General features: G+C 60.1%; 12 protein-coding genes. 3 read left to right on the top strand and 9 right to left on the bottom strand.

The annotated features are described in order from the left end of the window. Positions 1 to 6 precede the first annotated feature (6 nt). The 8 genes from AOC05_RS04695 to AOC05_RS20015 form a co-directional block, all read right to left on the bottom strand. On the bottom strand, positions 7 to 1,683 hold the full coding sequence (locus AOC05_RS04695; protein WP_082357773.1) for a UDP-N-acetylmuramoyl-L-alanyl-D-glutamate--2,6-diaminopimelate ligase: 1,677 nt from the start codon (positions 1,681 to 1,683) through the stop codon (positions 7 to 9). A gap of 30 nt (positions 1,684 to 1,713) precedes the next feature. Next, positions 1,714 to 3,516, bottom strand: coding sequence for a penicillin-binding protein 2 (locus tag AOC05_RS04690; RefSeq protein WP_315899872.1), 1,803 nt, complete (start codon positions 3,514 to 3,516; stop codon positions 1,714 to 1,716). A 66-nt stretch (positions 3,517 to 3,582) separates the two neighbouring features. Continuing rightward, on the bottom strand, positions 3,583 to 4,245 hold the full coding sequence (locus AOC05_RS04685; protein WP_062006066.1) for a hypothetical protein: 663 nt from the start codon (positions 4,243 to 4,245) through the stop codon (positions 3,583 to 3,585). After that, positions 4,242 to 5,240 carry a 16S rRNA (cytosine(1402)-N(4))-methyltransferase RsmH gene (gene rsmH / locus AOC05_RS04680; protein WP_062006064.1) on the bottom strand — a complete coding sequence of 333 codons (999 nt, stop codon included), beginning with the start codon at positions 5,238 to 5,240 and terminating at the stop codon, positions 4,242 to 4,244. The genes AOC05_RS04685 and rsmH overlap by 4 nt, the downstream gene beginning before the upstream one ends. A gap of 235 nt (positions 5,241 to 5,475) precedes the next feature. Beyond that, entirely contained in the window at positions 5,476 to 5,910 is a 435-nt protein-coding gene (gene mraZ / locus AOC05_RS04675) for a division/cell wall cluster transcriptional repressor MraZ (RefSeq protein WP_062009387.1), read from the bottom strand. A gap of 502 nt (positions 5,911 to 6,412) precedes the next feature. Continuing rightward, on the bottom strand, positions 6,413 to 6,778 hold the full coding sequence (locus tag AOC05_RS04670) for a DUF3040 domain-containing protein (RefSeq protein WP_062006062.1): 366 nt from the start codon (positions 6,776 to 6,778) through the stop codon (positions 6,413 to 6,415). Positions 6,779 to 7,042: 264 nt separating this feature from the next. Then, positions 7,043 to 8,224 carry a DNA polymerase IV gene (gene dinB, locus AOC05_RS04665; protein WP_082357772.1) on the bottom strand — a complete coding sequence of 394 codons (1,182 nt, stop codon included), beginning with the start codon at positions 8,222 to 8,224 and terminating at the stop codon, positions 7,043 to 7,045. Positions 8,225 to 8,540: 316 nt separating this feature from the next. Further along, entirely contained in the window at positions 8,541 to 8,759 is a 219-nt protein-coding gene (locus AOC05_RS20015; RefSeq protein ID WP_062006060.1) for a hypothetical protein, read from the bottom strand. A 22-nt stretch (positions 8,760 to 8,781) separates the two neighbouring features. On the opposite strand from AOC05_RS20015, the gene AOC05_RS20010 reads away from it, so the two are divergent. Together AOC05_RS20010 and AOC05_RS04650 are read left to right on the top strand one after the other, a co-directional pair. Continuing rightward, complete coding sequence (locus AOC05_RS20010; RefSeq protein WP_230085585.1) at positions 8,782 to 9,057, top strand: hypothetical protein; 276 nt, start codon at positions 8,782 to 8,784, stop codon at positions 9,055 to 9,057. A 132-nt stretch (positions 9,058 to 9,189) separates the two neighbouring features. After that, positions 9,190 to 10,293 carry a polyprenyl synthetase family protein gene (locus AOC05_RS04650; RefSeq protein ID WP_062006056.1) on the top strand — a complete coding sequence of 368 codons (1,104 nt, stop codon included), beginning with the start codon at positions 9,190 to 9,192 and terminating at the stop codon, positions 10,291 to 10,293. A gap of 89 nt (positions 10,294 to 10,382) precedes the next feature. Here AOC05_RS04650 and AOC05_RS04645 read toward each other — a convergent pair whose 3' ends face one another. Further along, positions 10,383 to 10,736, bottom strand: a complete 354-nt coding sequence (locus AOC05_RS04645) for an Rv2175c family DNA-binding protein (RefSeq protein ID WP_062006054.1) — start codon at positions 10,734 to 10,736, stop codon at positions 10,383 to 10,385. Positions 10,737 to 10,981: 245 nt separating this feature from the next. Here AOC05_RS04645 and AOC05_RS04640 point away from each other — a divergent pair, with 245 nt between their 5' ends. Further along, a complete protein-coding gene (locus tag AOC05_RS04640; protein WP_062006052.1) occupies positions 10,982 to 12,169 on the top strand; it encodes a LysM peptidoglycan-binding domain-containing protein in 1,188 nt (395 codons plus the stop codon). Positions 12,170 to 12,230: the final 61 nt, after the last annotated feature.

Genomic DNA, 12,230 nt, shown 5'->3' with positions numbered 1-12,230 from the left:
CTCGGGTTAAGACTCTATCCTGCTCGCGGAAGCTACGGGGAATCCAAAGCGCTTCAGGGCACTGCGCAGCTCTTCCCTGTCGTCCAGGGCGACGTTGACCCCCATGACCTCTTGGTAGACTTCATGGCCGCGACCGGCGACCAGAATCGTGTCGGTGTGCCAGGCAAGCTCGACGGCCCGCACGATGGCGTTGGCACGCAGGTCAAACTCCTCAATGACGCGCCCCAAACCTCCGCGCTCGTTGGCCTCAACGGCACCTGCCAAAACGTCGGCCCTGATGGCTGCCGGGTCCTCATTGTGAGGGTCGTCGTCGGTGACAATTATTACATCGGCTCCCTGAGCGGCTATCGCACCCATGACGGGACGTTTGGTGGCATCCCGGTCACCGGTGGCACCAAAGACCACAATGACCTTGGATCCGGGTTCCTCGGAACGAACGGCCGCCAGGGCACGCGCCAAAGCATCAGGGTTGTGGGCAAAGTCGACAATGGATACCGGTGCTGTGCCCACCAGCTGCATGCGCCCCGGAACGTCAACTGTGAAAGGGTCGTGGGTGTCCAGAATCTGTTGCAGGGAAGCCAGAACCTCGTGACGGTCAGCAGTCAAAAATGCTTGCTCGGCAACCATGACGGTGGCCAAGGCGGCGTTGGAGACGTTGAAGTCACCAGGCAGCCCGGTATGAACCCGCAAGAGCGCGCCTTGCGGGCCGTGAAGATCAAAGCGTGAACCAATACCGGCTCTTTGTATCCCCGCAACTTGCCAGTGCACAGCCGCAATGGGCTCAATGCCTGGTTCCTCCGGGGGCGTTGGAGAAGGGCGGGTAGACAAGGTGACGGTGGGCGTCGTTGCCTCTGCCGCCAGCTTCCTGCCCCATTCGTCATCGACCGTGACCACCGCCCGTTTCGCCCGCTGGGGGGTGAACAGTTGGGCTTTTGTCGCATAGTAGCCCTGCATGCCGCCGTGCAGGTCTAGGTGGTCCTGTGTCAGGTTGGTGAATCCGGCAATGTCAAAAAGCACCGAGTCAACCCTGCCGAAGGCCAGTGCATGGGAGGAGACTTCCATTGAGGCAGCAGCCAGACCGCGTTCAGCCATCAGCGCCAGCAAGGCGTGGACATCGGTGGATTCGGGGGTGGTGAGTTTGCTGGGGATCGGCTCATCGCCAGCCAGGATTTCAATGGTGCCTATCAACCCGGTGGTCTTGCCCATGGCCTGCATCAGGGAATTCAGGAAATACGTGGTGGTTGTCTTTCCGTTGGTTCCCGTCACGGCGAACAAGGGCATGGTGATCCTTGCGGTGCCATAGACCAAGGAGGCAACAGCGCCGGTAACTACCCGCGGGTTTTCGCAGCTGAGCACGGGCACGGGGAAGCTGCCAGCCAAAAGTTGCGCGCCGGCGTCGTCCGTTAACACCGCAACCGCCCCTGCGGCAACTGCCGCGTGAGCAAAACGGGCGCCATGGGTGTGGGCGCCGGGGAGGGCTATGTATAAGTCTCCGGCAACTATGGTCCGCGAATCCAGGCTGACACCACTGACTTTGTGATTCACGGCCGCGCCTGCCATGGTAGCGCCGGACAGCGCCACAATTTGATCCAACGCGACAGGGTTGTGCCGGGTGGGACGCGGCGCCATTTCTGCCGGGGACACTGATTCGGAGCCGTGCGGTGGCTGTTCCACTGAAGTCATTTCTTTCATGTAAATAGTCGGCCCGGGTCTTTATTTGTAAAACTTTGGCAGCATGACGGGCGGGGTCGTGGATGGCGGGACGTCGAAGGTGCGAAGAACCTGACCCATGACCTGGTTAAACGTAACGCCTTGAGTGATGCCGTAAATATCGCCCTGGGGACGTTGGACAGTGATTGCCACAACATACTTCGGATCGTCCATGGGCGCCATACCAATGAACGACGACGTGTAGCCGTCAAAGCCGGCACCGTTGTCGGCGGGGGCTTCCGCGGTGCCGGTCTTGCCGCCAACACGGTAGCCCGGGATGCCAACCACCTTGTAGTCGGCCATAGTGACCACCCCTTCCAGCATATCGCGGGCAGACTGTGCGGTGGCGGGGCTGACGGCTGTTACCCCCGGCGCCTGTGGGACCTGGGTCACGGCACCGTTGGCGGCCGTGAACGAGTCCACAATTTGCGGCGCCAGCCTGACACCGTTGTTGGCCACGGTCTGGAACACATAGGCGGTTTGTAGGGGCGTTTGGGCCACACCTTGCCCGAACAGGACGGAATATTGCTGGCGACCATCCCACTTTTGCCAGTCGGCGAGAATGCCAGGGCTTTCGCCGGGCAATTCAATCCCGCTCTTTTGCCCCACACCGAACTTGCGCAGGTAGTCGTAGCGCTGCTCCGGGGACAACTTGGAGCCGGCCATGACGGTTCCGGTGTTCATGGAGTCGGCGATAATCCCCGCCAAGGTGCGCTGCTCGGTCCCGTGAACGAACGCGTCAGAGAACGTCTGCCCGCCGATGGTCAGGGTGGGAGGGACCAGGAATTCGCTCAGGGGTGTGGCCAGCCCTTCCTGGACCACGGCTGAGGCTGTGATGACCTTGTCCGTGGATCCTGGCTCCACCACGGAGCTGACAGTGCGCGAGCCGATGTCGTTGGGATCCGAGGTGCCCGGATCGTTGGGGTCGTAGGCATCGGTGTCGGCCAGCGCAATGACCTTCCCGGTCTTTGCTTCCACAACGGTGATACTGGCCCATTGGGCACTGTATTGCTGCTTTTGTTGCTGGGCTGCTTGCTGGGCGTAGTACTGGATGTCCTGATTGACGGTCAGCTTGACGGTTTGTCCGTCCACCGCGGGCACGGTCTTCACCGGTGCGGTGGGAATAATGATGCCGTTCTTGCCCGCTTGGAAGGTGCGGGTTCCGTCGGTGCCAGTGAGCTGGGCGTCCATCGTCTGCTCGATGCCTGCAAGCGGCTTGCCGTCGGCGCCAAGGAATCCCACGATCGGTCCGCCCACCACACCCATGGGGTACACGCGTTTGGTGACGGCCTCCGAATAGATGCCGGGCACCCCCAGGGCCACCACCTGCCTTTCAACGGCCGGGCTCACATCACGGAGGATGTAGTTGAAGTCCTTGGTTCCTGTGGCGTTCTTCTTCACTTCCTCAAGGGGCAGCCCTAAGACAGTGGCCACCTTCTGCAGGCCCTCATCGCGGGTGAAGGTCTCCATCTCGCCCGTCGTTTCGTTTCTATGCTTGTATTTGGGCATCGCGTTGTTGATCTGCGAGACGGTGATGTCATAGCGCAGGATGCTTTCAGCCATGACGTTGCCATCTGCGTCGACAATCTTCCCTCGGACCGCTGGTAATTTTTGCACAACTGTTCGTTGGGACTCGGCAGCTTCTGCCATGTTGCCAACGTCCAAGCCCTGAATCATGACCAGTTTTCCCGCAATGACGAGCAGGAACGCGAGCATCACGACAAAGCCGATACGCATCCGTCCGCGCCCAAGTCTGTTCAGCCGCAGCGCAGTTGCTGCGGCCGCCTTGGTGAAGTCTTGTGCCACTGCCTGTCCTTACCTTGTACCGCGTGCGTGGGCCGAAGCAAAAATGGCTCCCACATTGTTCATTCTCTAGTTCTCTTTTTGCTCTGGTGCCGGGATGGTGCCCCCGTTGAGATCCGGTGCAACAACCACCGGGACCTCCACCGGAGCCGTCGTTGACGCTGATGGCGCAGGCTCCGCCTTGGCCGCAGCCGCCGCCGGGCTCTCCACCGGGACCTCGCGAGGTTTGTTCACCACTGCTGGTGGGATCGTGACAAGTCCCTTGGTGTCGGCAAGGGCCGGCGTCGGATTGCCGGTCACCTTCTGCGTGCGCACGTCGATCTGCCCCGTGCTGCCTGCCGGCACCATGCCCATGGCAACAGCCCGTGACACCAGGTTTTGTGGCGCCTGGTTTCCCACAAGTTCAAGTTCATGGGCCTGGTTCACGTTTGCCAGCTCGCTTTGGGCTGCTTTGAGGTCAACCAGCTCGTATTGGCCCTGGGAGACGGAGACGCTCATGATCAGAACCGCAGCAAGTGCACCCACCAACAGCAGAAACAAGGCCACCACCAGGGGGGTCCTGTTCTTGTTGGGGGTGAAAACAACCAGTGCCAGGGGGGGCCGGGAAGATTTCCTTTCCTTGACGGGCAGCGGCAAGCCAGTGTCAAAGCCGGGCCCGGCCGTCGACAGCTCAAGTGCACGGGCGTTGTTGCCCACGGTTGCCGGGGCAATGCCGGACGCACGTTGATTCATGACTGGCTCCTGACCTTCACTTTTTCCACTGCCCGCAGCCGCGCCGATGCCGCCCTGGGGTTTTCTGCAATTTCTTCGTCGGTGGGAATTTCGGTTCCCTTGGTCAAACGTTTAAGGGTCGCCTTGTGCTCTTCGAGCTCCACGGGGAAACCTGCAGGGGCCGATGAACGCGACCCAGCCGCAAAGACGGCCTTCACAATTTTGTCTTCCAGCGAGTGATAGGACATGACAACCGCACGCCCGTGCAGGACTAGGGCGTCGACGGCGGCAGGAACAGCCCGTTCCAGGACGCTGAGTTCCTCGTTGACTTCGATCCGCAGGGCCTGGAAGGTCCTCTTGGCGGGATGCCCACCGGTCCTCGCAGCGCCCGCTGGCACCACCTTGCGAATGATGTCCACCAGTTCCCCCGTGTGGGTGAGCGGTTGGCGGTCCCGGGCTGCGACGATGTGGTTGGCAATGCGGCCGGCAAACTTCTCCTCACCCCATTTGCGGATGATCCGCACCAGGTCCTCTTCCGAGTACGTGTTCACGATGTCCGCGGCTGTGGGACCGCGGCTGGTGTCCATGCGCATGTCCAGGGGTGCGTCAAAGGAGTACGCAAAGCCGCGCTCACGCTCGTCCAACTGCAGGGATGACACACCCAGGTCCATCAGGACGCCGTCGACTCCCCCCAGACCGAGATCGTCAAGAATGCTCGGAATTTCGTCGTAGATTGCGTGCACAAGATCGGTGCGGCTGGTGTAGGGCGCCAACCGTTCTCCTGCCAGGCCAAGCGCCTCAGTGTCGCGGTCAATCCCGATGAGGTGAAGATCCGCGAATCGCTCCAGCATGGCCTCACTGTGGCCTCCCATGCCCAACGTGGCATCGATGACGACGGGTACGCGTCCGGCTTGGCGAGCCACCTCAAAGGCGGGGGCCAGGAGGTTGATGCAGCGGTCCTTGAGAACTGGTGTGTGGCGGGCGGAGGTGGGTGGCGTGGGGTTCTCCGACGTCATCACGCCTCCTGCTCAGTTAGGTACTAGTGGTTTGGTGCATTGTTGGTATTCGATCAGCGCAACTTCACGAAGGACTGCTGCTCTTGGACCAGATCCCCCTCCGCGCCGAGCTCTGTCCCGCCTGGCTCCGGGGAAGTGAGCCAGGTTGGTCATTGCTGGGCGGCTGGAGATCTCATCTAAGAGCAATCCTTGGTACTGGCCCCTCACTGGAAACGTGCGTGTCCAGTGGCGGTGCCTACTTCGTGTTTCCAGGGACGGCGTCCTCATCAATTTCTGAGAACGCTTTCTCCTGTTCTTGCAAGTACGTCTCCCATGACTGGGCATTCCATATCTCGGCCCGGTTCCCTGCCCCAATAACAACCAGCTCCCGGTCCAGGCCGGCGTAGCTGCGCAAAGTCGCAGGGATGGTCACGCGCCCTTGTTTGTCAGGCACCTCGTCAGAGGCGCCGGAAAGGAAAACACGGTTGTAGTCGCGGGCTTGCCTGTTTTGCATTGGCGCGCCGACCATGTCCGCGTGGACCTTCTCAAACTCCCGTGCACTAAACACGTAGATGCAGTTTTCCTGCCCTTTGGTAAGGACCAGTCCACCAGCTAGTTCCTCCCGGAACTTGGCAGGAAGGATGATGCGGCCTTTTTCGTCAAGGCGTGGCGAATGTGTTCCAAGGAACATCCCCACCACCTTCAACATCGGGGCCTATTGAACTCCCCGTGACCATTTCCCTCTTACGCGCTCCACATTACTCCACAATCCTCCACCGTCAACGCCTGAGGGCCGAATACTGCTGGCGTGTCGTTCGGCAGGCCTTTGTATTACTGGATTTTCCCGGTGGAGGGAAATTCTTTGCTGGATACAGATTTGGCACGATTGAGTGTGTCCGGGCCGCGGGCCGCAGCCCTGGCTGGCCGGAATCAGCGCGAATCCGCCCTAGCCAGGGATCAATCAGGAACGCGTGTGGTGGGAAGTGGAGCCCGGGCGGAGGGAAACGTCATGAACGCCGGGCACCACCTTAAACACGAAAAAGGCCCACAATGTGGACCTTCGCTTCGTGCCAATGGCTATTGGATGCCGCAACGGTCACCCCGGCCACCTGCGCTAAGGTATCCCTGTTCCACACAGGTGACTCATGTGGCAGGCAAAGAACCCCTAGGCAGTCTATTGAGGTTCGCGATGGCTATTGTCCGTGGCGGCGCTCTTCCCAACGCTCTTCAAGGCCGTTCATGAAACCGCTCTTTTGCTTCGAACCAGTTTTGGTTTCAGCGGCGGGGCGTTTACTGAATTTTGGCCGCAACATGGCCAAGTACACGCCAGCACCCATGATGAGGAAGCCAAGAATCCCGATGATGATCAGTTTGGTTGCAACCCCCCCCAACAAAACCATCAGGCCGGCAATGACAACCAAAATACCAATCACAATACGGCGGGTGGATAGGGAACGTACCGGATCCGAGGCCAACGCATTGGCAAATTTTGGATCTTCGGCATGCAACTGCGCTTCCAGCTGGTCGAGCAATCTTTGCTCGTGCTCGGAGAGGGGCATGACGACCTCCTTCAGGTCAGGGCCACGGGCGTCTTAACTCGTTAACGACTACAACACCTACGTTAGTTCCCAGAGCTGGAAAACTCCCGTTAACAGCAGTCTCAAGGTGGGTACCGCGTAAATCTGAAGTCACTGCGAGAGAACTCCTTACTACTAACAATAGGCTTGATTTTGCTGAACTGAAACCCGTGGGCAACTCCTTGTCGGCACCGCGCTCAAATGATCCGAAAATTAAGCCAATCGGTCCGAAAAATCTCCTTGAAGCTAACCGTTCCCCGATGGACCGCCAGCGTCTGGCTCCACGTGTTTTGACGTGGAACGAAGCAAACGGGCCGGCACGATTTTGGCCGCACCAAACTTTGCTGCGATGGCATCCCCCACCACTTCTGCACTGCGCCCATTGTCGTCACGGCGGTCAAGGGTGAATTGGAGGGGAGCCGAATCGATGGACTCCAACGCCTCAATGCGCACGCCTATCAGCCGCACGCTTTGGGGCCGGGCACCCAAGGCTCTTAGCAAACCCACTGCCCCCGCGTAAATTTGGCCAGCACTATCCATGCCGGCAGCCATAGACTTGGAACGGCTGATGGTGGAGAAATCTGAATACTTGATTTTTAAGGCAAGCGTCCGCCCGGCCAGCTGAGCCTCCCGCAATCTGCCGGCCACCCGGTGTGAAAGCCGCAACAGCTCACGGGTGAGGACCTCGTCGTCGAACGTGTCAACCGCAAAGGTCTCTTCAGCACCAATGCTCTTCTCCACGCGCACCACAGTGACAGGACGCGGATCAATCCCCCAGGACAGCTCGTGCAGCGCCCGCCCACTGGCCCCGAGGGTCTTCGTCAGGACGGTGACGGGAGTGGCGGCGACATCGGCGACGGTGAAAATTCCCAGACGTTGCAGGACCTCTAGTGTCTTGGCACCCACTCCCCACAGGGCCTGCACAGGAAGTGTGTGCAAGTACTCAACTGTCCTGTCCTTTTCAATGAGCATCATGCCGTTGGGCTTGCAACGGGTGGAAGCGATCTTCGCCACGAATTTGGAGGCGGCGATCCCCACAGAGGCTGTGATGCCCAGTTCCGCCTCCACCCGCCTGCGCACCAGTGCACCAATCTCCAAGGGCGCGCCCAACCGTCGGATGGCCCCGCTGACATCCAAAAATGCCTCATCGACACTGAGGGGTTCCACCTTGTCGGTGATCGAGTTGAACAACGCCATGAGGCCTGCGGAGACTTTACGGTACTGATCGTGCCGCGGCTCAATAACGACGGCGGCCGGCGCCATCCGCATGGCGGTCGCCATGGGCATGGCCGAACGCACGCCAAAAGCCCTGGCCTCATAGGAAGCCGACAAAACAACCGAGCGTCCTTCAGGGAATCCGACGATGACCGCTTTGCCGTGGAGCTCTGGTCGATGGCGTAGTTCGACGGCGACAAAGAACGCGTCCATATCGACATGCAAAATTGTGCAGCCGGATTGGTCCAGTACCCTCCCGGACGGTTCCAGGGCACGACTGACGTGGGTGCCGTTTGGCCCCTGCCGGTTGGGGCGCACCGATAGCCGCCGAGGTTGTTGCTCCACAATCCAAGTCTAGTTTCAGGATCCTAGAATGCGGTCACCGAACGTGCATCCGCAAAAATCCACAGCCCCCATGGGTAAACTGGTGTGGATCCATTGCACAGCCACCGGCAGCTAAGGAAATCGTGATGATCAGTTCCACTTTGCACCGCTTGCGCAGCCCCAAGGCTTTGCTTTCCCAACGGGCCTACGTTCCAGTGGCAACGGCCCTGGCCGCAGTGGTCCTCCTCGCAGGTTGTTCCGGCGCATCAGCGCCTGCCACTAGTTCGACGTCTGCGTCGACATCCGCGTCCACGCCCAGCAGCTCCAGTTCCAGCGCCTCTCCCTCTCCCTCGACGGCAAGTCCGGCGCCAACAGGAGATTCTGCGGTCAAGAAATTGGTTGACGGATTCCCAAGCCAGCTCATTCCGTTGATGCCAGGCGCCGCAGTGGCCAGCTCAAGCCTGCAGCACTCCACCCCGCTCGCCGTGGCGTCACTGACAGCCACTGTTACCGCCCCCGCAGCGGATGTGCTGACTTACTACACCAAGGTTTTCACCGACCAGGGTTTTGCGGCTCAGCCCGGGGATGAGGTTGAAGGCGTCCCGTTGAAAACCTTTGTGCGCGCCGACGGTGCGGAAGTTATCACTGTCTCGGTGGTCCAAACCGACCAAACCGCCACCTTCACCATTGGGGCCAATGTTTTACCGACGTCACTGAAATAAGGTTCTTCTGCCCCTTCCCAGGTCCTACGATTGCGATGATTGCGTATTTCGTGTCGGCCTGCCCGTCCCGTGGCGACACCGCCACAAACACTCATTCCCCATATTATTCCCCAAAGCAAGGACTCACCCAGCATGACCGCTTCAGCCGCCGCGACGGAAAACTCGATTGCCCTGGAACAAGACGCTTTTGTCGCGGCTGTATCCGATCAGCTCGGTGTCTTCCTATCAGAAAAGGGCGCCCTGCTGGCAAGCATCTCAGCCGATACGCTGGTCTTGGTGGATTCCATCAAGACCCTGGTTACCGGCGGAAAGCGCATGCGCGCCCTGCTGTGTTACTGGGGTTGGCGTGGGGCCGGCGGCGCACCTGATGCCGCCGAGGTTGTCATGGCCGGTGCTGCGCTTGAACTGTTTCAGGGTGCAGCCCTGATCCACGATGACATCATCGACCGTTCCGACACCCGTCGCGGTGGACCCAGTGTGCACCGCGCCTTTGCCACCTTGCATGCCGAGCGGCGCTGGGCCCTGGACGAGGAACGGTTTGGTCACGCTGCTGCCATCCTCACAGGTGATTTGTGCTTGTCCTTTAGCGAAGAAATGTTTGCGTCCATTGGCGCCGAGGCTGGCAGCCGGGCGAGGGCTGTCTTTAACTTGATGCGCGCAGAAGTCATGGCCGGGCAGTATCTGGATATTTTGGAAGAAGTTTCCGGCCCGTCCAAACCACACAACACCGCAGTCTCAAGGGCCTCTGCGATTATCCGCTACAAGAGTGCCAAATATTCTTCCGAGCATCCCTTGGTGTTGGGTGGGGCTTTGGCCGGTGGCAGCGCGAAACTCCTGGCCGGCTACAGCGAATTTGCTTTGCCCTTGGGCGAAGCGTTCCAGCTGCGCGACGACGTCCTTGGCGTTTTTGGTGACCCTGCCCAGACGGGCAAGCCTGCCGGTGACGACCTGCGAGAAGGTAAGCGGACCGTATTGGTGGGGCTGACCATTGACGCCGCCAACGACGCCGACAGGAAGTTTGTGGACTCACATCTGGGACGTCAGGACCTGACTGCGGAACAGATCGGTAGGCTTTGTGCCATCATGGTAGATTCCCAGGCCCTGGCAGGTACCGAGGCAATGATCTCTGTTCTCAGCGCCACGGCTTTTGCCGCCCTTGCCGAACTGCCCCTGGCCGCAGACGTCAGCGCAGCGTTATCGGCACTGGGCCACGCGGCCGTGTCCCGGGCGTCATAGGAACATCCTGGCCACTCCCATCAAGGGAAAGTCCCCGCAGTGCAGTGATGCACTACGGGGACTTTTTGGTTCAGGAAAGTCGGTTGTTGCTACCAGCCTAGGGCGGAGGCGCGACGACGAATTTCGGTCTTGCGGCCGGCGTGCAAGGCATCGATGGGGCGGCCGGGGAGGGATTCATCCGGGGTGAAGAGCCAGACGATGGCGTCCTCGTCCTCAAACCCGGCGTCATGCAGCACCGAAATGGTGCCGCGCAGGCTCTCGACAATGTGGTCCTCAATAAAGAACTCGGCCGGAACTGCGCGGATGGCACGTTCGCCCACTCGGGCAGCCAGCAAGGAACCATCCTTGACCAGGGCGTGCACTTTGGTGACCGAGATATTTAGCTTTTCGGCAACATCGGGCAGGGGCAACCATTCACTGACTACGTTTTCAACTTTACTCACATGTAATAGGTTGCCACATACTTCATTAGCGTGCACACCAAACCTTCCCTCTTGGCGCTCTTAAATTATTGAAAAGCGTTTAGCCGCGGTCCCAATCTAATGGCTAGTTTAGGGTTCATTGGGGCGGAAAACTTGCAGATAGCAGGACATAGAAGTTAGATCTAGTGTAAATTCGCATTAGTCCCATTAGGAACACCAGTCACATCTGCACCGACACCAGCACCAAAAACCAGAGGATTGCCCTTATGACTTCCCCCAGCCACTCTCGTACGGCCTCGGCCAGCGCCAAGCAACTGGCTGCCGTCGCGACGGCAGCCATACCAGTGGTGATGCTGTCCTCTTTGGCAATGGCACAGCCCGTTGAGGCTGCCCCCGTTGCCGCAGGATCTAAGATTCTCCCCACCGTGATCACCCCCGGCGGGCTGTCCACAGCCGTAAAGGCCATCAAGAGCCCAGGCATCTCCACAGCAGTGGTGGCAGGTTCCATCCCCAGCCGCATGGCCGTCCAAGGCCTCACCACACCCCAAAGCCATACGGTGGTTGCCGGAGACACTGTCTCAGGCATCGCCGCACAATACTCACTCCCCGTTGACTCCGTGCTTGCCGCCAACGGCATCAGCGCAGACACAGTGATCTTCCCCGGGGAACAGCTCTCCTTGGGTTTTCCGGTAGCCGCTGCCCCGGCGTCGTCCGTGCAGGAGTCGGCACCGGCCAGCTCTGGCGCAGGCTATGTCATCGAAGCTGGCGACACGCTGTCGGCGATTGCCGCCAAGCATGGCGTGGACCTACAGTCCCTAGCAGGCGCCAACAACATGGGCGTCAACGCAACCATCTATGCCGGTAAGACCCTCACCATTCCAGGTGTGGCGGCAGCGTCCAGTTCCATCACCCCAATCGCCCCGGTCAGCCCCGCCCCGTCCAACCCCGCAGAGCTGACGGCCCAGCAGCAGGTCCCCAGCACCTTCTTGCACTACACCTACCCGGACGCGGTGGTGTCGGACGCGAATCAAAACAAGGCTGCCCTGCTCGGGGCTCCTGCACCCACGCGGGCGCAGATGCAAGAAATGGTGGCCAGCACTGCGGCCAGCATGGGCGTGGATCCTTCGCTTGCCCTGGCCATTGCCCAGCAGGAGTCCAGTTTCAACCACCAGTCGGTCTCCCCCGCCAACGCCATCGGGACCATGCAGGTTATCCCCGACGCCGGCGAGTGGGCCTCCGGACTGGTGGGCCGCGAACTGAACCTGCTCCAGCCCCAAGACAATGTGACAGCCGGTGTCGCCATTATCCGGGCACTGCTCAGGGGCGCCCCCAGCGAAGACCTGGCCATTGCCGGTTACTACCAGGGCCAGTACTCCGTCAGTGTCAATGGAATGTTTGCCGACACCGTCAATTACGTCGCCGGCATAAACAACAAACGCAATTCGTTCCGCTAAAACTAGCGCATCTGTTGGAACTGTGGACCGCCGGTGAGTGTTGCTGGCGGTTCACATTCGT

The organism is Arthrobacter alpinus (assembly GCF_001294625.1).
Classification (GTDB): Bacteria; Actinomycetota; Actinomycetes; order Actinomycetales; family Micrococcaceae; genus Specibacter; species Specibacter alpinus_A.
The sequence above is the reverse complement of the archived record's forward strand: the minus strand, read 5'-3'. Positions and strand labels throughout refer to the sequence as shown.